Origin of the sequence: Bifidobacterium italicum (assembly GCF_002286915.1) — a bacterium.
GTDB classification, from domain to species: Bacteria; Actinomycetota; Actinomycetes; order Actinomycetales; family Bifidobacteriaceae; genus Bifidobacterium; species Bifidobacterium italicum.
This window is the reverse complement of record NZ_MVOG01000033.1, coordinates 1-20102: the sequence shown is the minus strand read 5'-3', so window position 1 is coordinate 20102 and position 20102 is coordinate 1. Positions and strand designations below refer to the sequence as shown.

The window sequence follows — 20102 nt, the reverse complement described above, 5'->3', positions numbered from 1 at the left end:
CTGATATATAAGAGGTGCAGTCATGCAATTGGGAATTCACTTTGGTGTGGATGAATCTGAATCCGCGGTGATGGTAAATGGTGTGCCGGTACATATGTTGCCGCCGGGACGAGGGCCTGTTCCTTCTTTGGTGCATTACTGTGAACATCGTAATCCGCAGTGGCATGTCGGCTACGATGTGACCGAGTCTGATTGTCGTGATGGCGACGGTTTGGTCCGTGACGTCAGATTGCGTCTTAACCATGATGTGCCGGTAGGAAGCAAACAGTTTTCCTCCTATCAGTTGGCTGCGATGATTATCAATCATATTATTGAGGTTGCGGAAGAACAAGCGGGAAGAAAGGGGCTGGACGGTTCGGTTGATGTGCTCGTCGTCGGGGTCCCTGCTCATTGTAATGAACGTCAATTGAATCTGCTGCAGAAAGCGATTTCAGATGCTAGTGGTATCGATTGCTCTAATATATACTGGATTAAAGAATCTGTATCTTCTGCTTTGTATATGTGTGAACAAGGAATTGTGAGAGAAGGCTCCAAGACGATTCTCGTATTCGATGTGCGAAAAAGAGCGACGGAATGTTCTATTGTAAGAAAAGGGGATGGCGATGCGGATTTATATGTAGAAGAGAAAACTGAGGCGTTGTTATGTGCGGAAAGAAACTTTGTTGATGCGGCGAATCGGTTGGTGGTACATAATGCAAAAGAACAGGAAAATTTAGATCTAAAAAATAATACATATTCGAGAATCATAGAATGGGGTGAGCAGCTTGTAAGTCAAGTTACATATAATGAAGATGCGGTTGTGTTGGTGCAGCATGAAGGTCTTCAATACATAATCAAAGCAACGCGAAGAGAATTCGAAGAGCGAGTGAAGCCGCTGCTAGATCTGATGCTTGATTTCATGGATCGTATGCTGTCGCAGTACGGTCATGTCGACGAAATCATCTGCGTGGGTAGCAGTTCGTGTATGCCGATGGTCGCGAACGGGATTCGTGCTCGGCATCCAGATACGCCCGTTGGTGTAAAGAATCCTCGGCTGGCTGTTGCGTACGGTGCCGCGATATACGCACGTTCCAAATTCGAGGAGATGCGACTTGCAGCGACGGGTAATGAAGAGCCCGATTGGTCGAAGCTGGGCAGTGAGTTGACGTGGGATCGGATGCGATGCACTGTTCGGCAGACATGGCTGTCGCCGCAGGAATGCTTCTATACGCTGAAGAGTTCGCGAAAAAACGGTGATTCGAATCATGGGGAGCGGATGGAGGTGTATTCGCTTGTTGACGGAGAGCCTTGGGAGCACGAAGAACGAACGGCGTATGTGGTGGGAGTGGCCAATCCGGGTATTGTCTACGTGCTTGAACATGCCTCCGATTCGATAATTCCCGACGATGTGCCGAAGCGGATGAAAGAGCTGCTTCTTTCGTGGACTGTTGCTTTGTATGTGAAATCGTGCATGTACAAAGCGGACTTCGAAGCAAAGATGAGGGAGCTCGGTGATCAGTCCGACTATCGACGCGTCATAATGCGGCTGTTCTCTGATGCGAATCGTTTTGCGGCTTCCCATGCTGCGGAACAAAGCGGTAATGGGGAAGTCGATTGGGATGCGCGACATGTCTTCCTGATTAGCGATCGTCCCTCTTTGGGGGATGACGACGCGGAATTTTTGGGGATTGTGCATGCATCGCAACGCGATCTCATGGCGCAGACCGATGCCACGCCGATGTTGTCCGTTCGGGGGCGGGATCTGTTGCGAAAAATCCGCGATGCGAGCTTGATCATGCCAACGCATGCAGAGCCCATGCCTGTCCCGACGACTGGCCGACAGGCGGGGACGGTATCAGAAGTCGTTCCTCCCAAGTCGCCTCTATACAACGATGGGCGCACTTGGTCCGGCACGCCGGGAAATGGGCTTTGCCCATGCGGATCCGGAGAGAAGTATAAGAATTGTCATAAAAGGAATGAGAAGGAATGAAGATAGCATTATTTCGTAATAAAAAAGAAATCAAGAAGACTGTCGTCTCAGCTGCTGGTGATATGTGCATTCTTGACTGTAAGGCTTCGGAAGACGGTAATGAGGTGTTGATTCGTGTGCGGCTCCCGGTGCAACGGAATCAATTGACGCCTAGCTCTGTAGTGGAACACTGTGCTGAGATAGACGATATGGCGCAGAGGGAATCCCCGTTGCCGCCGCTTGCTCCAGATAATGCCGGCATTGGGGATTCCGATTCTTGCGCTGGTGCAATTACTGGGGAAACGTGTAATGAGATTACTCAGGCCGCACGCGATATCAAGCAGGCTTCACGTCGGGTGCAGGACGCGGCCGAACGTGTTGTGAATTTCGAGGACAATCTGATTCGTGAATCGCAAGCGGAGGCTGTGAGATACTTGGTGGGAATATATGAACATTTGTATGATGGATATCTTCAATTGCAATATAATGTGATTAATGTCCCCGTTGATGTGCTCTTCAGGCAGGTCGAACAAGTGTCGAGTTCGATGCGTGCTGCTTGTAAGCAGATGGAGCACCTTTTGGAACAGATTTATGGGGCAGAATTGATTCAGTCTGAAGATGGGTCTGAATATAATGACTATATACAAGTATTGAATGATTATTTCGTTGATGATTTGAATGAATGTCCGATTCATATGCTTCGTCCCGGTATAAGATATCTAGGTGAGATAATTCTTTCTGAAAAGGTTGAAAAATATACCATTGATTAATTCAATGACAATCTTTGTTGAGATAAAGGTAAGAAAATGAAACTTGGTATTGATTATGGTACGACAATGTCCGAATCTGCGACGGTGATTGAAGAAACGCCGAAACATTTGATGGCGCCTGGGCAAGGTCCTATTCCTTCATTGGTGCATTACTGGGAACAACGTGATCCGCAATATCATGTTGGATATGATGTGACGGATGCTGAACGTAGCGGTAAAGATCTCGGTTTGATTCGCGACATAAAGATGTATCTCGGGCAGGATATTCCTGTGAATGGTCGGCGAATCCCGGCTCATCAGCTGGCGGCGCTGATTATCAAGCAGGTTATCGATGTGGCAAAGAGGCAGGCTGGGAGGAAGGGGCTGGATGAAAGCATTGAGACGCTCGTCATCAGTGTTCCGGCACGGTTCAATGCGGCGCAGCTGCAGTTGCTGAGAAATACTGTTGCCAAAGTCAGCGGTATCGATGTTGCGGATATCCGTCTGATTAAAGAGCCGGTGGCGGCGGCTTATTATATGTATGAACAAGACATTGTAAAGCGTAATTCTAAAACTATTTTCGTCTTTGATATGGGTGGTGGAACGCTAGATTGTTCTATTGTGAGGAAAACGAATAATGGAGGCGTTCCATATGTGGAGGAGAAAAGCGACACGATTATGTGTGCCGGAAGGAATTTCGATGATGTTGCGGCTGATTTGATTATAGACAATGCCCGAGAGCAGGAGAACATCGATTTGGATAGACATGGTTCTCCCGAACTGATGCGATGGGGAGAACAACTTAAGATTCTGCTCACGAATAGTGAAAAAGTGCCTGTATCCGTGCAGCATGAAGGTTTTCAGTACAATATCGTTGTGACACGGGAAGAATTTGAGGAACGAGCAAGGCCGCTATTGAACCGTGCGCTTGATTTCATGGACAGCATGTTGGCAGAGTGCGGTCGCGTCGATGAGATCATCTGTGTAGGTGGAAGTTCGTCAATGCCGATGATTATGAAAGGCATCTGCGCACGGCATCCGGATATTTCCGTTGAGGTGAAGAATCCTCAGCTTGCCATCGCATACGGTGCGGCGATCTACGCGCAGGATGATGAAAAGGGAAACACTTCAATCATGCTAAAGGCCCCATTCACATATGCGCATCGAGCTTTTGGAAATGGCGAGAATGTGGAGTATCTCTGTGGACATGTCATGCGAGGTGCAGAGCTCCCAATTACCTCGAAAGAGCCTTATATAACTCGCGACGATGGAGACAGGGTCTCAATTCGTATATACGCGATTGACGAGTATTCGGAGCATGTTCAATTTGATCCAGATAAGCATGGTGATCCTATTCTCGACGTTGATCTGAAATTTCATGCGAAGTACCCCAAGGGCACGCCGTTCGATTTGACGCTTACGCTTGACCGTAATGGCATCCTGCATGCCGAGGCGCAGACGAAGATGGGTGATTCTGTCACGGCGCAGGTGAACGTTCTGGATTCATCGAGCCACTAGGACATAGCTGGTAATTATGCGGAACCATCCATACTGTATGAACGGAGTGAAGGATGTATGTATATCTGTTTGCGTCTGGAGAGGCGCCTACGGAGCACAATTTTGAGTCATCGTGGGACGACTGGCCCCGGGAGGTCGGCAATATCGGCACCTTGTATGCCGCGCTTGTCCAGCGAGGAAGGAATCTTCGACGTGGATGCGTACTGTGCCGATCGAATAGCACCGCTGGGATCACGGCAGTAGGGGATTGGCGCAAACTGCTGCAAGAGGCGCGGGAGGACAGCGGCGAGCCGGTTTTCCAGGAGCTGTGCTCTGAACCGTCACATCCGTATGCTGATGGTCATGCGGACGATCTGGCGGTATTCGGCAATGGTCTGTTCACGATACAGCGGCATCTTGAGACGCAGTACGCGGTGGCGGTATCGGAATGCCAATTGAGATGGAGCGCTGAGCAAGGTGTTGCTGGAGAACGCTTCGGCCGGCAAGGCAGCAGGCTCATTGTCCAATGGCATGGAACACGATACGTTTCCTGTGCGGTGGGAGCAGTGCTGCAAGGTGTCGATCTTAATCGCATCGTCATTAACAAGTCAGGGGGGAAAGAGCATCTGCTGAAGGATGCCAACGTCTCGTTCCTGCCGGGCACTGTCACGGCGATTGTCGGCAAAAGCGGGTGCGGGAAGACCAATCTGATCAAAGCGTTGAGTGGTAAGGAATGTGCTACAGCCGGCAAGGTACTGGTAAACGATTCATCATATTATGACAAAATGGCAGAATTGCGTAGTTGCATGGCGTACCTGCCGCAGGACGATCTGCTCCATGCCGATCTGACGGTGTTGCAGGAACTGCGCTATACGGCTAAGTTGCGGTGTCCGAAAACGTGGTCATCCAAGGAGAGGAAGCTCAAGATTGCTGCGGTCGTTCAGGATCTGGAGATTCACGAGTGCTTGGCGAAAACCATCAAAGAGCTGTCCGGTGGCCAACGCAAGCGTGTGGCGATCGCGTGCGCGTTGCTCGCCGAACCCAAAGTGATGTTTCTTGATGAACCGACGTCGCCACTGGACCCAGGTATGTCAGCGGAATTCGTGTATATGGTGCTCGCGAACATCGCGCGCTCCGGCTGCACGGTGATTTTCGTCACCCACGATCTGGATACGCTCACCCCTGAAGACCCCGCAGTGATAGCTAAATCAGGACTCGAACTAGTCGATCAGGTCATTTTTGTGGGAGAAAAGATTGAAAAGAAGAATAAATATAATATAAAGAAATTCAAAGGTTTCGTTTACTATTCAGGTCGTCTTTCGGATTTTGACTCCGTGGGTGCTGGCAAGAATGAAAGACAGAAAGTTTACGATAGCTTCAGGAAGATCAAAACGTGTCTTGGTGACAAACAGGGGTATGAGCAGGTTTGCGGAGCGCCTCGATTGCTTACGGAGAAGGCTTCTTCGCATTTGATGGAGGGAGATATCCTCGTTGAGCGTGCGGGCGGCATACGCCAGTTCTTCGTTAATCTGAAACGCGGCATTCGGCAACGGTTCAATACCCCTGGAGCGTTGTTGCTGCAGATGGCGATTCCGCTGGTCATCGGCGTCATCATGGGCTTCGTGTCGGATGCGGAAAAGCTGTATGCCGAACCGTATTTCACGAAATCGATGATGTTCACCTACTCGGCCGGCGCGTTCTTCGTTGGAATCTTCAGCAGCATCAATGCGTTTTCGAACCGTGATCTGCTTGCCCATGAGCAATACCATGGCCTGAAAACGGTTCCGTATGTATTGTCGGTCTTCGTGATCCAATCCGTGATATGCGCGGTGCAAAGCGGCATACTATATGCAGTGTTCACATCCATGACGGGCGTTGTGGAGCATGACATCATCCAACGTGGATTCGACGTGTTCGCCGTGATATACGCCTGTGCGGAATCCGCGATGGTGATGGGATTGCTGGCCAGCGCCGTATTCAAAAATCCCATGTTGGTGGCTCCGCTGTTGGTGCTGCTGCAGATCGTGTTCAGCGGCATCGTCTTCAATCTGGATGGCGTGGCGGCAAAACTGAGCTACCTCATCAGCTGCAAATGGTCGTTGGACGGCCTCGGTGCGATATCGCAGCTGAACGATCTGTTCGGCAAGATCGGTGCGACATCGGAAGTGAAGGATCATTACGAAGCCTCCGTGCAGAGTCTGATGCTGAGCCTGATATGGCTCTGGCTTATCAGCCTGTTGTTGTTGGTCATGACGATACTGGTGCTGGTAAGGCGCAACGCGCGTCAATTCTCCGCATCGGGCGGCCAGACGATTGCCGTGGTTCGCGGACGGTTGTCCGCTGTGGCCGATAGATACGGCATGGCTTTGCTGACGTTGACGCTCCTCGGCGCGCTTGCGTACCTGATGTATACGGGAGTGCTATGGACCATGTTCGACAATGCGCGGGAGTATACCGGCGAGTTGTTCGACAACCTGCCCTCCGCCTGGACTCGTCTGACCGATGATTTCGGCGACATGATGGCGAGCTAGCCGGCGCCCCGGCGGCTGAATAGTGCGAGCCAGCGGTCGTGGACACGGGTCGAGCTGGACTGCCCCCTGCCGTCACCCGGCGATTGAGCCGAGAATCTGCGGGTCTCCCGCGTTCGGGAATCGTACGGCGGCGGAAACGTCCATGGAAGTCGAAACATGCGGATTTCTGGGATCGTTGCAGCATTTGCGTTGGGGGAATGCTGCAACGAGCTTATGCCCTGCGTCTTATATGGATGTGATGTATAAGATGACCGCCTGTGCGATATGCAGACGATCAGGCGCGCCAAGTGGGTATTTCACTGGGGTGCGGCAAGTGAACGCGTCCTTCCAGTCTCATGCGCTCTCAGCACGCTTCATGACGATACCATTAGTAATGGGTCGGAGCGAGGATCATCATCAGGAATGCGATGATGCAAATCACCGAGGCGGTTGCCGGCATCCATGCTTTGCTTTCATTATGGTCCATCGTATTGGAGAACGATGACACGCATGCGATGCCGCTGATCACGGCAAAAATCATGCTGACATAAAATGGTGGACGGTTACATGTTTTGTTGCAAAATAAAGCAAAAAGAAAGAAGCCAATGCTCCACCACATCGTCTTTTTGGCGCCATCCGCAGCGCCTACAGACATTACTTGCTGCCTATAGCATTTCTCAATATCACTGAAGAGCTGATTAATGCGATTGATGTCTTCTTTTGGTACTGCTTTCTTTGCTTCGTCCGCTAAGCCGTAAGGTTGGCGGCCAATGGATGCGGTAAATGTTTTATCAGAAAAACTGAAGTAATAGGTGCGGTTCGATTCAGCTACTCTAAGTCTGAGCGAAGAATACTTTCTGAGCGAAGAATAATGAAAATCGGAATCGACGTGCTCGTCGCATACCCATTCCTCGCTGGAGGCTATGGTATTGAGGACTATGCTCGAATCTATATAAGAGAGGCACTCGTGTTTAACAAGAACAGGGTCGTTTTTTTGTCTATTTTCCCGAGTGATACTGTCTTCGAGCATGACGTTTCCTTCTCTAGGATTGATTCCAAGATGGATATCTCATATTGTCGTAATCGAATACCTCGGAAGAGATTCGCATGCTTGAAATGGTGGGAATGACGTAAGAAGTGGAATGTGTATGCACGCCCCACAAAGTGAGTCGGCTCATCGCGGGGCGCGTAATGCGCTCGGAGTCCCGTCCTCTATCTGGAGATGTTCAACAATCTAAAGGACGTCTACGGCGCGCTGCAGGGGAAGTTCAGGTCAACGGACGCCGTTGATGAAGCATCTGTGCCCCGACGGAGCGCTAGCAGCTGAACAGCGCGAGCCAACGGTCGTGGACGCGGGCCGAGCTGAACGTGCCGCCGTGATGTGCGGCGATGGATTCGAGGATCTGCAGGCCCCAGCCGTGTTCGGGGATTGTAAGGCGGCGGAAACGTCCGCGGGAATCGAAACGTCCTCCGTGATGGAAACGTCGCGGGGGGCTTGTTGCGCAGGGGTTCGTCACGCTGACCATGCAATGCGACATGTCGATCCGCGCCCGCACGCGGATCCAGGGCCGCTCGACGGCTGCGGAGCATGCGTCGCCGTCCATCCCGTTGCCGTCCGTCGCGCCACCCGCTTCGTCCGCATGTATCCCTTGGCAGGCGTGCAATGCGTTGTCGCACAGATTCGCGAACACCGCGCACAGCTCGACGTCGCTCAGCGGCGTGACCTTGCCGACCTGCGCGTCGCAATGCAGATCGATGCCGTTGCGCTGTGCCTCCTGCATCTTCATCGACAGCAGCGCGTCGACGGCCAGATTGTCGCAGAAGCGCGTGGTGTGCGCGCACAGCGCGTCCGCGGCGTCCTGAACGCTATGCTCCATCTGGCTGGCGGCCGACCCATGCTGCAGCATCTGTTCCAGATCGTCCAGTTTGCGCAGGAATCGACGGTAGTCGTCGCGCATCCCTTCCGTGTCCTTGTCGAGCTCCCGCATGCGCTGCCGTTGCGCCTCAGTCTGCAGGTCGAGCAGATGCAGACGGTCGTTTTGCTGATCGCGTTGTTCGGAGGCGATTAGATGCTTGACGAGAGTCATGTCGATGAGCGCGCAGGCCAATGAACAGCAGATCAGCACCGCAGCGTATGCCCAATCGCCGGTGGTCAGCGCATAGTACAGCTGCACGCTGATGAACGCCGCCTGCGTCAATGGAAACAACGCATGCAATATACGGCGGATGCTCTGCACATCCTGCAACATGCGGGGAAGGGCGATGAGCGCGACGACGATGAGAGGAGTCAGCGCCAGCGCGATGACGATGCAGTTGACGACGTGCGCCTGCAGGATGCCGCCGGATGATTGCGCCCATGTGGTGAACGTCATCGCTGCATGTTCCTTCTGCAATTGGCGCGCAGCGCCTCGATATGCTCCAAAGCCTGCGTCGTCTTGCCACGTTCGGCGAGAATGCGGATGACGGAGAGTTGGTTGCGTGCGTCATGACGGCATTGCGCCATGGCTTCCGCACGCTGCAGCATCTGCTGTGAGCCCGTGAGATACGAATCCAGGATGATCTGTTTGGCGTCGGCTTCACGTTGTTTTGCACGCATATCGTGTTCCCTCCAGATGATGGTGCCGAGTATCACATCGACCAGCAGGCACAGGACCGACAGGATGAAAGTGAGGAGCACGAACCATGTGTCGGAGACGCCGCGCATGCTGATGACGAGTACGGCGACGCCGATCATGAAGCATTGCAGCGCCGAAAAGAACAGGAACGAGTCGAAGGACGGTTTGCCGGCCCTCGGAATGATACGTTGCGCGAATCGGTCGGTGGTGTGGCATGCCACGAGGATGAAGCCGATCTCCATGACCATCCTGCACGCCTGGTCCATGAGCGGGGAGACTGTGCCCGGATCCGGAGAAGTTCGGATCCGTTCCAGGGCAAGGACAAGCAGATAGGCGCTCAGGAAGATCAAGGACAGATGCACGACCATGTACAGGCGGGCACGCACCGGTCCCCGTGAATACCACAACGGAATGACCACGTACATCGCGAAATTGAGCAGGGCCCATGTGATGAACGTGCCAGCGTTCGTACGCACGAAACCGAAGGTGGGGCTGACCAATGCCGCCGGCAACGACAACAGCATAATGAGCCTCGGCGCCAGTGTATTGCATGGAAGCATGCGGATGATCTCATGCATCCGGATGGCCACGACGAGAAAATACAGCATGAACGGCGGCAGCCATTGCGTGAAGGAATCCAGCATATGATGCCCGTCCATCACTCGTCCGGATTGACCATGTAGCGCTCGAAGGCGTCATTGGAGCCGGGCCAGCGGCGGTGGCTGATCGGCACATGCGTGCCGTCGGTCAGCACGAAATCGCTTTTCGTGATCGCGTCGACGAAGTCGAAGTTCACCAGATAGCTCGAATGGCAGCGGTGGAAGCGCGACGGCAGGCGTTCGGCGACGTCGGACAGCTTCATGTACGTACGCACGGCGCTGTTGTTCTCGCCATGGAAGACGGCCACGCGCAGCTTGCTTTCCACATACATGACCTGCGCGGGCCGGACGACGTACGACGTGTTGTTGAAGCGCACGGCGAAGGGCTGCTCGCGCAGGTCGCGCAGCCGTCCCAACGCACGGTGGAACGCGTCGGCCAGCTCCTGACGCCGCACCGGCTTGACGAGGAAGCCGATGTGCCGCGTGTCGTAGACGGCCGAACAGTATTCGACGTGCCCGGTCACGTAGATCACCTGCACGGCAGAGCGGTCGGCGAACATCTGCAGCACCTCCTCGATGCCGTTCTCGCCGTCGCCCAGGCAGATGTCGGCGAAGACGATGTCCACCTGCCGCCCGTCGAGCTCGCCCAGACTGGCGTACATGCCGATCTCGCAGTCAAGCTCGGCGGGGATAAGGTCCCGGAGCATGTCGTGCAGCCCGGCGCATTGCTCGGCGTCGTCATCCACAATCGCGATACGGTACATGATTTCCCTTTCCTGCTCGTGCCCACCAGCCTTCTCCACTAGCACCGATAAGCGGAAATCGTTATACAACGCCGGACACGCCCGACATGCCTCGACGTCATAAGCTCCCGACCATGCGTCAGAAATGTCGGCCGCCATGCCTCTATCGTCATGGTTCGCCATGACGGTTCTGACATGAACCCGTACGTTTCTTACATCGTACAACCATCGCCGTCTCACATGGCTGCTATGTGCGGCCGACGTCGTCATCACGTATGGCGTGGCCGCCCGCGTCCGGCAACCGCGGTTGAATGGAGACCATGAGCATCGACGTTCCGGATATCGCGACCCTCCTACGATTCGTGCCCACCGCGCAGTACGGGGACACGATCGACACGACACGACGCTGCGACGTGCCAGCGCCGTTCACGCCGGCCGACACGGCGTCGCGCGGGGGAGCACTGCACCTGTCGTCGGTGCTGCCGGCACTGAGCGCGGCGATCGGCACGCCGACGACGACGGCCGTGCATGAAGAGCCCGCGGCGCTCGCCGCCGCGCTCGGCATCCCCGAGGCGCGCAGCGCGATCGTCGTGCTCGTCGACGGCCTGGGCTTCTGGAATCTCAAGATGAGCCTCGGCCACGCGCCGTACCTGCGCGCATTGCTGCACGACGAGGCGAACGACCGGCCGATCTCCACATGCTCGCCGAGCACGACGACGGCGGCGATGGCGACCTTCGGCACCGGCACCTGCCCGGGACTGACGTCGATGACCGGATACACGCAGCGCAACCCGCTGACCGACGAGATCTGCCAGCTCATCCAGTTCCGCGGCGCGCCGCATCCCGAGGAGCTGCAGCACGTCGAGACGGTGTTCGAGAAACTCGCGGCGCAGGAGGTGCGCGTCACAAGCGTCGGCCTGACGCGGTTCATGGCGTCGCCGCTGACGCGGGCGGCGCTGCGCGGCGCGCACTACATCGGCAAGGACGATCCGCTCGCCCGCATCCGCGCGGCCGCCGACAGCGCGAAGGAGCCGGGACTGACCTACCTGTATCTGCGCGACGTCGACAAGACCGGGCACGCCGAAGGGTGGCGCTCCGAGGCGTGGACGACGACGCTCGAGAGGATCGACGGCCAGCTGGAGACGCTGCGCCGGCTCGCGCCGCGCGGCACCGCAATCGTCGTCGTCGCCGACCACGGCATGGTCGCCGTCGACCCGGAGCATCAGATCGACGTCGCCGCCGAGCCACAGCTTCTCGATGGCGTGAGGATGATTGGCGGCGAACCACGCTCGGTCATGGTGTACGCGGCCGACGGCGCCGACGCGGACATGCTCTCCTCGCGCTGGCGTGCACGACTCGACGGCCTCGCTTGGGTGCGCACGAAGGACGAGGCGATTAACGCCGGATTCTACGGCCCGGTCAGCGACGAGACGCGGCAGGTGCTCGGCGACCTCGTCGTCGAGGCGGCCGACGACGTGACGATCGTCGATTCGCGCACGCAGACCGAACTCGCGATGGCGATGCCGGGCGTGCACGGCTCGCAGACGATGCTCGAGATGGACATCCCGTGCATCATCGACATGGCCTGAAAACAGGAGGGTTCGGTTACGCTGCAATGTCGCCCGACGGGAGGGGGCTGAAGTGGCAGTGCCGTCCGGTTCGGCTACGCCTTCGGCTTGCCGGCAGTGCCGTCCGGTTCGGCTACGCCTTCGGCTTGCCGAACATGATCTCATCCCAGCTGGGGACCGGGGGACGGTGGCGATCGGTGCGGCGGCCGGGTTTGGATTCGTCGGCATGCGGCTCGTCGGATGGGGCATCGGACGGGGCGTCGCCGGGGGATGCGGACGGGGCGGCATCGGGTTGCGGCGGCGTCCCGGCGTGCGGTTCGGGGACGTCCGTCTGCGGCGTTGGCGCCGGCTCCTGCGCCGGCTGCGGCCGAGCCGCGACGTCGGGCGCGGGCGCAGCCGGCTGCTGTTGCGCCGTCGGCGTATCGCGGGACTGGCTCCAAGCGGCGACCGTCTGCTCGATGCGGGCGGAGCGCGCCGAGTCCCCGGGCAGCGAGATCGATGAGGGGATCGCGTCGTCGGGCACGTCGTCGCCGCCGTTCGGCGCGGCGGCCGTCATATCCGTCTCGCCGATGAGCTTGCGCGCGGCGTTGTTGATGCACACGACCGAGTTGTCGTGCATGTTCCACGACCATTCCGCGTGGATCGGGTGGCCGGCGGATGTGAAGGAGGCCGTGATGCGCCACGGTTCGAGACCGCGCCGCGTCGCCTTCCACTCGACCTCGTCGCGCCGCACATGCGCCGCCGCGAATGTGCGCTCGATGACGTCGCCGAGCGCGCGCATCCGCGACTCCTTGGGTGCCGGAACGCGCAGGAACTGCTCTATCGCGTAGCTTTTCTCCGATTCGATGGCCGAGGAGAAGCGGCGCACGAGGATCGGGCTCAGCCCGTAGCGTTCGGCGACCTGATCGGGCTCCATGCCGGCGCGGATGAGCGCCTGGATCTGCGAGATCGGCAACGTGCGCTGCTGCTGCGGCGCCTCCTCGACGTGCCGTTCCGATCTGATCTGCTTCGCCTCGAGCAGTGCGCGCTCGAGCGTCTCGTCGATGTCCACGGCGAAGGAGGCCCCGTCCACGGAGAACACCAGCAGACCGGTCTTCGTGATGTGGTCGAACCGTGCAACCGGGTAGGAGTCACCTGCCATAGCCAACACCTCTTTCATCCAGAATGTGAACGCTTTCCATTGTGCCCCACGTGTCGGATTTTGCGTAACGGTTTCATCGTGTATCCTATGCGGGGAAAACCATGTATTGTATGGTGCGTCGCAATGGATAAGCCGCCATCAATCGATGAAAGGAATCGCTATGGCACAGGATTATGATTCCCCGCGCAACAAGGACGAGGACGAGGAGTCGCTGCAGGCGCTCGGCAAGAGCTCGCAGAACTCCGCGACCGACATGGATGACGACGAGAACGCGATCGCCGAGGACTACGAGCTCCCCGGCGCCGACCTGAGCAACGAGGACGCGTCGGTGACCGTCATCCCGATGCAGGGCGACGAGTTCATCTGCTCCGAATGCTTCCTCGTCAAGCACCGCAGCCAGCTCGCGTACACGACGCCGGACGGCCAGCCGGTGTGCAAGGAGTGCGCGGCCTGATGAGCTTCGACCCCGCATACAACGAACCCGAATCCACCGAGGTGCTCGTCTGCCCGGTCGACCCGGACCATCCGGTCGAACTGCGCTACGCGCACGCCGGCGACGCCGGCGCCGACCTGAGCACGACCGAACATGTGGAACTGGGGCCCTTTGAGCGTGCGCTCGTGCACACCGGCGTGCGCATCGCGCTGCCGGCGGGTTATGTGGCGCTCGTCCATCCGCGTTCGGGGCTGGCGGCCAAACAGGGCGTGACGGTGCTCAATGCGCCCGGCACCGTTGACGCCGGATACCGTGGCGAGATCATGGTGCCGCTGATCAACCTCGACGCCCACGAACGGGCCGTCTTCGAACCGGGGGACCGCATCGCCCAGCTCGTCATCCAGCGTTACGTCGAGGCGACCTTCGTGCCGGCCGAGGCGCTGCCGGGCTCCGACCGCGCCGAACGCGGCTTCGGATCGACCGGGGCGTAGGCGCGCGCCGTCGCCCGGCGTGCCGCGCGTAGAATGAAATGACGCCCGTGGGAAGACGACGCGTCGACGAGAGAGGAGCATGGACGATGGCGGACATGGACGAGGAGATGCAGCCGGCCAACATGCTCGGCTGTGAGATCAGCGAGAACCCGCTCGATCCGCTTGCCCCGATCCTGGCGATCTGCAGGCAGCACCATCCGGACGAGGAGATGGAGATCCTCTCGCGCGCCTATCGTCGCGCCGTGCTCCAGCATTCGACGCAGCGCCGCAAATCCGGCGAGCCGTACATCATCCATCCGCTCGCCGTCGCGCAGATCCTCGCCGACCTCGGCATGGGCCCGCTCGTCGTCGCCGCCGGCCTGCTGCACGACACGGTCGAGGACACCGACTACACGCTCGAGGAGTGCCGCGCCGAGTTCGGCGACACAGTGGCCGGCCTCGTCGACGGCGTCACGAAGCTGACGAAGATGGACTACGGCGACTCGGCGCAGGCCGAGACGATCCGCAAGATGGTCGTCGCGATGAGCCGCGACGTGCGCGTGCTCGTCGTCAAGCTCGCCGACCGCGTGCACAACGCGCGCACCTGGCGCTACGTCAAGCCGTCGAGCGCGCAGCGCAAGGCGCGCGAGACGCTCGACGTCTACGCGCCGCTGGCGAACCGCCTCGGCATGAACGCGATCAAGACGGAGCTCGAGGAGCTGAGCTTCAAGGTCCTCTACCCGAAGATCTACAACGAGATCGTCATGCTCGTCGCGCACCGCGCCGGCCAGCGCGAGGTCTACCTCAAGCAGATCATCGCCGAAATCAACGAGGATCTGGGCGATCTGGGCATCCACGCGATGGTCACCGGGCGTCCGAAGGACTACTTCTCGATCTATCAGAAGATGATCGTGCGCGGCCACGATTTCTCCGACATCTACGACCTCGTCGGCGTGCGCATCATCGTCGACACGATCCAGGACTGCTACGCCGTGCTCGGCGCCGTGCACGCGCGGTGGAGCCCTGTGCCGGGCCGCTTCAAGGACTACATCGCGATGCCGAAGCTCAACATGTACCAGAGCCTGCACACGACGGTCGTCGGCCCGGGCGGCAAGCCGGTCGAGATCCAGATCCGCACATGGGACATGCACCGGCGCGCCGAGTTCGGCATCGCCGCGCATTGGAAGTACAAGGCGAACGGCCAGGCCGGACGCGCGCTGAGCACGCCGGACAAGGCGGATCGCGAACGCGGAAGGCAGGAGCTGGAGGAGGCCGACAACCTCAAATGGATCCAGCAGCTCGCCGACTGGACGAGCGAGACGCCGGACTCGGATGAGTTCCTCGGTTCGCTCAAGGAGGACCTCGGCTCGGCCGAGGTGTACGTGTTCACGCCGAAGGGCAAGATCGTCTCGCTGCCGGCGGCCGCCACGCCGGTCGACTTCGCGTACGCCGTGCACACCGAGGTCGGCCACCGCACGATGGGCGCGCGCGTCAACGGGCGCCTCGTGCCGCTCGACACGACGCTCGAGAACGGCGACACCGTCGAGGTGCTCACGAGCAAGTCGGACACGGCGGGCCCGTCGCGCGACTGGCTGAGCTTCGTCAAGAGCCCGAAGGCGCGCAACAAGATCCGCCAGTGGTTCAGCAAGGAGCGGCGCACCGAGGCGATCGAGGAGGGCCGCGACGAGTTGACGCGCGCGATCCGCAAGCGCAATCTGCCGGTCAACGCGCTGCTGACGCCCGAGGCGATGGTCGGCGTGGCCGACGACCTCAACCTGCCGAACGTCGAGGCCGTCTACGCGGCGATCGGCGAAGGACAGGTCTCGACGCAGAACGTCATCTCCCATCTGGTCAAGGACGCCGGCAGCGACGAGGTGGCCGAGGAGGCCGAAGAGGAGATGCTGCCGCTGCGCGTGCCGAAGCACCGCCACGGCGGCTCCGGGCCGGGCATCGCAGTCAAGGGCGTCACCGACATCTGGGTCAAGCTCGCCAAGTGCTGCATGCCGGTGCCCGGCGACAGCATCGTCGGTTTCATCACGCGCAACGAGGGCGTCTCTGTGCACCGGGTCGACTGCCTCAACATGATCAACCTCAAGCGCCGCGAGCCCGAACGCGTCGTCGACGTGTCGTGGACGAACGACAAGGGCCTGTTCATGGTGCGCATCCAGGTGGAGGCGCTCGACCGGCCGCATCTGCTGTCCGACGTGACGCGCGTGCTGTCCGACCACGGCGTCAACATCCTCTCCGGCTCGATCGCGACCGGCTCGGACCGTGTGGCCACAAGCCAGTTCAGCTTCGAGATGGCCGACCCGCAGCATCTGAACACGCTGCTGTCCGCGGTGCGCAAGATCGACGGCGTCTTCGACGTCTACCGGCTGACCGGCGCGAAGGATTCCGCCCAGCCGCGCATGCGCCGCATCCGCGACGGTCGTGACGCGCAGCGTTGAGCGGCGGCGAGCCCGAACGACGCCGCGAATGCGAACGCAAACGGAAGGGAGGCGAACACCCCGCCATGGGGTGTTCGCCTCCCTTCCGTTTGCGCTTACGCGTGCCGCAGGTCGCGGACGTCAGTCCTTGACCTCGATCGATTCGATCATGACCGGCTCGAGCGGGCAGTCGCGCGCGTCGGTGGCGACGGCGTCGATCCTGTCGACGATGGCCTTCGAGGCCTCGTCGGCGACCTCGCCGAAGATCGTGTGGTGGCCGTCGAGCCACGGCGTCGGCACCGTCGTGATGAAGAACTGCGAGCCGTTCGTGCCGTGCAGCTTGCCGTCGGCGCCGCGGGCGAGGCCGGCGTTCGCCATAGCGAGCAGGTAGGGGCGGTCGAACTTGAGCGTCGGGACGATCTCGTCGTCGAAGTCGTAGCCGGGGCCGCCGGTGCCGGTGCCGAGCGGGCAGCCGCCCTGGATCATGAAGTCCTTGATGACGCGGTGGAAGGTCAGGCCGTCATAGAAGCGCTCATTCGACTGTTCGCCCGTGAACGGGTCGCGCCATGTGCGCTTGCCGCTCGCAAGCCCAAGGAAGTTGTCGACGGTCTTCGGCGTCTTGTCGTCGAAGAGGTTGATTGTGATATCACCTTCGGAGGTGTGCATGATAATAGTGGTCATATATCCCAGTTTCTCATGTGTACCAGACTGGGTGGAACCCTTACTATCGTTATCGCTAATCGGCATGAACGACTCGCTCACCTATAGTCTCGTATACAAACACACGGTTCAGCGTAGGACGGATACAGACCCAAACCCTCAAGATAATTGTGGGTCGTGACCGCCAGATTGAATCGCACGAGTCCATGCTCTACTGGAAGATCATCGCGTCTATGTGTGGATGGAAACTCACCAGCCAGCACTTTGACAACCACGAATAGGCGGAAGTGCTACTGGGTATCGTGAACTCACCGGACTTCGCCTTCAACATCAAAACCGTGGAACGCAAAACACCAGCATGACGGACCGCCGAGTTTCTACTCTCTGCCCAACCTTCAAACGGACATGAGCAAGCTCTACAGTTTATCGCGCGAACCTTGACTTCCCTGCAAAGTCTCTATGAGAAGAATCTGACCATCTATACGCATATCAATATCTAATATATTATATACGAGGACCTTGACTTCACGCCGTCGAGGATGGCAAGCAGGGGCTCCTCGACACTAATACCAAGCCGGAAAATTTTCACCTCAAACTAGCAGTGAACGACGGAAAAGTCGCGGACCATACCGCAATCCTGCCCCACACCAAAAACAAACAGTGAATTGCTTTCGGAACTTACCGAGGATGAACGGTTCGGACCGACTCACGCGGTATGCCGCATGGGGACGTGGTCGGCGGCGACTGCGTGCATGACGTGACAACCGTCACTGGCAGACATCAGCGCAGAATACCGAGCGTCGCACCCGCAAATAACTGAGCGATTCAGTGAACAGGAGGGGACGGTTGACCAGCCGTTGCGACCAACCAGTCGAACCCGGTTGGCGGAGCATCGAACTCGCGAAACCGGAGGACACTGCAACAAGCGATGGCGAGGAAGATCTGAAAGACGGGAATCATCGCAGTCAATCTACACACTGGTGTCGTGCTCCTCGCCCATGCCAAGAGATGGTGCGCGACTGGCACAAGGGGAAACTAAGCTTCCCCCACAATTCATGCCGAAGCAATTCCGCTCGTCGCGATGGAACATGCCAGCCGCTATATCAAGACAAGGAGCTGAAAGCCGCGTTGGACGACAACGAATCACACTTGAGAGGCATAGACGCGCCAACCATTAGAACGGACGTGATGGAGCAACTGATCCGAAGCGAATACGTGGAACGCGAAGGTAAACGACGACGCTCCACCGAATGCGGCTGGAAACTGATTGGTGCGGTGTCCCATGGTTGAAGGAGGTGATGTTGACCGCCGCAATAGAAGAATGAGCCCTCCTCGATGTGGAGCACGGCAAGACATATCCCATTGCAGGTCGAAGCGAGCCTCCGCGCGTTCGTCTGGCATCCGCACCGAGTGAAAGCCATCGTGCAGTCCGAGCTGATCCAAGAGCGAAGCCGTGAAGCGGACTTGTTCAGTCCACGCCTGTGTGGCGGTCAACCCGTCATCAAAACCGGCAAGGTTTGGCAATGCTCCTTGAATAAGAGGTGAAGCAACCGGACGGTACTTGAAGATGACGGGCGGTTGTGGATGGAAGCTATTATTCGCCAAAACACTCGCCACGACGCCAACGTGCGCCGCCTCCTCGCGGGCGAACATGTCAACATTAAAGTTTTCGCAGCGGAAATCAGAAAGAAGTTCGACTTCTCCCCTGCTGTTGATGAGGAGCGCGGAGTGAGTTTCATACTCGAGCGAGGTATTCGTGTGTGTCTCATTGAATGAGACCGGTGCATACTCCATTAATGATTCAAACATATACTTGACCAAATCGCTTGATAAGTGAATTCGATTTCCTGCCGTCATAATGAGACAATGGCTCCCTCATCATCCACGGCAAAGGACGATTCGCATTAATGATGGGAGGGCATTATGGCATGCGCCGCGATTATGATCTGACGAACCATATTCGGAACGATCGGCGTGACTGCCTCTGTGGTGCCTGATCATGAGGATTCCAGTTTTGCTGATGCTCCCTGAACAGGTGTTTTGCGGCATATAGGTCATTTTGTGTTGATTATGTTGCGGGTTTGTCCTTGTGGCAGTAGGCGTGTCGGGGTGTCATTTACGGGTCTGGCGTAAATAGCCGCGTTTCGTACCGGTTCGAGGCCGTTGGATTGTGTCATGAGAACACGATCGAAACGAGCCCGCAAATGCCCGATCTGTCGTCTGCCGATGCGCAAGAACGGCCATGACCGCACCGGTCGTCAACGCTGGCAGTGCGACGCCTGCAGGGCGACCACGACCGCCACCGTACGCTCGAGGAGCCGCGAGTCCGTGCTGCGCCTATTCCTCGACTGGCTTCGAGGCCTCCCCACAGCGGCGGCTGGAATGCGACGCGCGCACTTTCCGCCGCCGCAGCGCATGGTGCTGGGACCTGTCGCCGCGCATCATCCCCGACGGCGTGGTGCATCACGTGGTCGTGGCCGACGGCACCTACATGAACGGCTGGTGCCTGCTGACCGCGATCGACGCCAACGGCGGCGAGGTGCTCGCCTGGCAATGGTGCGAACGCGAGAGCACCGCCGCCTACAACGCCCTGTTCGCGCAGATCGCGCCGCCCGACGTGCTCGTATGCGACGGCATGAAGGGCATCCAAAGGGCCTGCGCCGAGAGCTGGCCGGGCACGCGCATCCAGCGATGCCTGATCCACATACAGCGCGACACCAGACAGGATCTGACCTGCCGGCCC

16 protein-coding genes and 1 pseudogene are annotated in these 20102 nt (G+C 58.2%); 10 read left to right on the top strand and 7 right to left on the bottom strand.

Annotated features, from left to right (window positions below; genetic code table 11):
• Window positions 1-22 precede the first annotated feature (22 nt).
• Genes B1400_RS09980 through B1400_RS07745 form a run of 4 tightly spaced genes read left to right on the top strand, consistent with a single transcriptional unit; the run spans window position 23 to window position 6725 of the window.
• Window positions 23-1969: an Hsp70 family protein gene (locus tag B1400_RS09980; RefSeq protein ID WP_095613856.1), complete on the top strand. Its 1947-nt coding sequence runs from the start codon at window positions 23-25 to the stop codon at window positions 1967-1969.
• On the top strand, window positions 1966-2718 hold the full coding sequence (locus B1400_RS09525; protein ID WP_133064649.1) for a hypothetical protein: 753 nt from the start codon (window positions 1966-1968) through the stop codon (window positions 2716-2718). Before B1400_RS09980 ends, B1400_RS09525 begins: the two co-directional genes overlap by 4 nt.
• Window positions 2719-2754: 36 nt before the next feature.
• Entirely contained in the window at window positions 2755-4215 is a 1461-nt protein-coding gene (locus B1400_RS07750) for an Hsp70 family protein (protein ID WP_095613842.1), read from the top strand.
• Window positions 4216-4268: 53 nt separating this feature from the next.
• Window positions 4269-6725 carry an ATP-binding cassette domain-containing protein gene (locus B1400_RS07745; RefSeq protein ID WP_095613841.1) on the top strand — a complete coding sequence of 819 codons (2457 nt, stop codon included), beginning with the start codon at window positions 4269-4271 and terminating at the stop codon, window positions 6723-6725.
• A gap of 367 nt (window positions 6726-7092) precedes the next feature.
• Here the strand turns inward: B1400_RS07745 and B1400_RS09520 are convergent, their stop codons facing one another.
• The 4 genes from B1400_RS09520 to B1400_RS07730 all read right to left on the bottom strand — a co-directional run bounded on the left by B1400_RS09520 (window position 7093) and on the right by B1400_RS07730 (window position 10682).
• Window positions 7093-7734 (bottom strand): hypothetical protein, encoded by a 642-nt coding sequence (locus B1400_RS09520; RefSeq protein WP_133064648.1) that lies wholly within the window; start codon window positions 7732-7734, stop codon window positions 7093-7095.
• 286 nt (window positions 7735-8020) lie between these two features.
• Complete coding sequence (locus B1400_RS07740; RefSeq protein WP_095613840.1) at window positions 8021-9076, bottom strand: ATP-binding protein; 1056 nt, start codon at window positions 9074-9076, stop codon at window positions 8021-8023.
• Entirely contained in the window at window positions 9073-9963 is an 891-nt protein-coding gene (locus B1400_RS07735; protein ID WP_133064647.1) for a hypothetical protein, read from the bottom strand. The genes B1400_RS07740 and B1400_RS07735 overlap by 4 nt, the downstream gene beginning before the upstream one ends.
• 14 nt (window positions 9964-9977) lie before the next feature.
• A complete protein-coding gene (locus tag B1400_RS07730) occupies window positions 9978-10682 on the bottom strand; it encodes a LytR/AlgR family response regulator transcription factor (protein WP_162288200.1) in 705 nt (234 codons plus the stop codon).
• 299 nt (window positions 10683-10981) lie between these two features.
• On the opposite strand from B1400_RS07730, the gene B1400_RS07725 reads away from it, so the two are divergent.
• Window positions 10982-12250 (top strand): alkaline phosphatase family protein, encoded by a 1269-nt coding sequence (locus B1400_RS07725; RefSeq protein ID WP_095613837.1) that lies wholly within the window; start codon window positions 10982-10984, stop codon window positions 12248-12250.
• Window positions 12251-12362: 112 nt separating this feature from the next.
• On the opposite strand, the gene sepH is transcribed toward B1400_RS07725, so the two are convergent.
• On the bottom strand, window positions 12363-13370 hold the full coding sequence (gene sepH, locus B1400_RS07720) for a septation protein SepH (protein ID WP_095613836.1): 1008 nt from the start codon (window positions 13368-13370) through the stop codon (window positions 12363-12365).
• 160 nt (window positions 13371-13530) lie between these two features.
• Between sepH and B1400_RS07715 the strand changes: the two genes are divergently transcribed.
• The 3 genes from B1400_RS07715 (at window position 13531) to B1400_RS07705 (ending at window position 16720) form a co-directional block, all read left to right on the top strand.
• Window positions 13531-13824 (top strand): DUF4193 domain-containing protein, encoded by a 294-nt coding sequence (locus B1400_RS07715; protein ID WP_026645078.1) that lies wholly within the window; start codon window positions 13531-13533, stop codon window positions 13822-13824.
• Window positions 13824-14294, top strand: coding sequence for a dUTP diphosphatase (gene dut / locus B1400_RS07710; RefSeq protein WP_095613835.1), 471 nt, complete (start codon window positions 13824-13826; stop codon window positions 14292-14294). The genes B1400_RS07715 and dut overlap by 1 nt, the downstream gene beginning before the upstream one ends.
• An 86-nt stretch (window positions 14295-14380) precedes the next feature.
• The gene (locus B1400_RS07705; RefSeq protein ID WP_095613834.1) at window positions 14381-16720 is read left to right on the top strand and encodes a RelA/SpoT family protein; all 2340 of its coding nucleotides are present in this window, start codon (window positions 14381-14383) and stop codon (window positions 16718-16720) included.
• A 120-nt stretch (window positions 16721-16840) separates the two neighbouring features.
• Here B1400_RS07705 and B1400_RS07700 read toward each other — a convergent pair whose 3' ends face one another.
• The gene (locus B1400_RS07700) at window positions 16841-17380 is read right to left on the bottom strand and encodes a peptidylprolyl isomerase (RefSeq protein ID WP_095613833.1); all 540 of its coding nucleotides are present in this window, start codon (window positions 17378-17380) and stop codon (window positions 16841-16843) included.
• 83 nt (window positions 17381-17463) lie between these two features.
• Between B1400_RS07700 and B1400_RS10165 the strand changes: the two genes are divergently transcribed.
• Window positions 17464-17640 (top strand): DNA topoisomerase, encoded by a 177-nt coding sequence (locus B1400_RS10165; protein ID WP_133064654.1) that lies wholly within the window; start codon window positions 17464-17466, stop codon window positions 17638-17640.
• 862 nt (window positions 17641-18502) lie between these two features.
• Here the strand turns inward: B1400_RS10165 and B1400_RS09510 are convergent.
• Window positions 18503-19216, bottom strand: coding sequence for a hypothetical protein (locus B1400_RS09510; RefSeq protein ID WP_133064646.1), 714 nt, complete (start codon window positions 19214-19216; stop codon window positions 18503-18505).
• 318 nt (window positions 19217-19534) lie between these two features.
• Here B1400_RS09510 and B1400_RS09975 point away from each other — a divergent pair.
• A pseudogene (locus tag B1400_RS09975) lies at window positions 19535-20102 on the top strand (IS1/IS1595 family N-terminal zinc-binding domain-containing protein); the annotation flags it as partial.

Bases quoted from the DNA above. Each gene is read 5' to 3' on its own strand.
- B1400_RS09980 (WP_095613856.1), top strand. From the start codon at position 23: ATGCAATTGGGAATTCACTTTGGTGTGGATGAATCTGAATCCGCGGTG.
- B1400_RS09525 (WP_133064649.1), top strand. From the start codon at position 1,966: ATGAAGATAGCATTATTTCGTAATAAAAAAGAAATCAAGAAGACTGTC.
- B1400_RS07750 (WP_095613842.1), top strand. From the start codon at position 2,755: ATGAAACTTGGTATTGATTATGGTACGACAATGTCCGAATCTGCGACG.
- B1400_RS07745 (WP_095613841.1), top strand. From the start codon at position 4,269: ATGTATGTATATCTGTTTGCGTCTGGAGAGGCGCCTACGGAGCACAAT.
- B1400_RS09520 (WP_133064648.1), bottom strand. From the start codon at position 7,734: ATGCTCGAAGACAGTATCACTCGGGAAAATAGACAAAAAAACGACCCT.
- B1400_RS07740 (WP_095613840.1), bottom strand. From the start codon at position 9,076: ATGACGTTCACCACATGGGCGCAATCATCCGGCGGCATCCTGCAGGCG.
- B1400_RS07735 (WP_133064647.1), bottom strand. From the start codon at position 9,963: ATGCTGGATTCCTTCACGCAATGGCTGCCGCCGTTCATGCTGTATTTT.
- B1400_RS07730 (WP_162288200.1), bottom strand. From the start codon at position 10,682: ATGTACCGTATCGCGATTGTGGATGACGACGCCGAGCAATGCGCCGGG.
- B1400_RS07725 (WP_095613837.1), top strand. From the start codon at position 10,982: ATGAGCATCGACGTTCCGGATATCGCGACCCTCCTACGATTCGTGCCC.
- sepH (WP_095613836.1), bottom strand. From the start codon at position 13,370: ATGGCAGGTGACTCCTACCCGGTTGCACGGTTCGACCACATCACGAAG.
- B1400_RS07715 (WP_026645078.1), top strand. From the start codon at position 13,531: ATGGCACAGGATTATGATTCCCCGCGCAACAAGGACGAGGACGAGGAG.
- dut (WP_095613835.1), top strand. From the start codon at position 13,824: ATGAGCTTCGACCCCGCATACAACGAACCCGAATCCACCGAGGTGCTC.
- B1400_RS07705 (WP_095613834.1), top strand. From the start codon at position 14,381: ATGGCGGACATGGACGAGGAGATGCAGCCGGCCAACATGCTCGGCTGT.
- B1400_RS07700 (WP_095613833.1), bottom strand. From the start codon at position 17,380: ATGACCACTATTATCATGCACACCTCCGAAGGTGATATCACAATCAAC.
- B1400_RS09510 (WP_133064646.1), bottom strand. From the start codon at position 19,216: ATGACGGCAGGAAATCGAATTCACTTATCAAGCGATTTGGTCAAGTAT.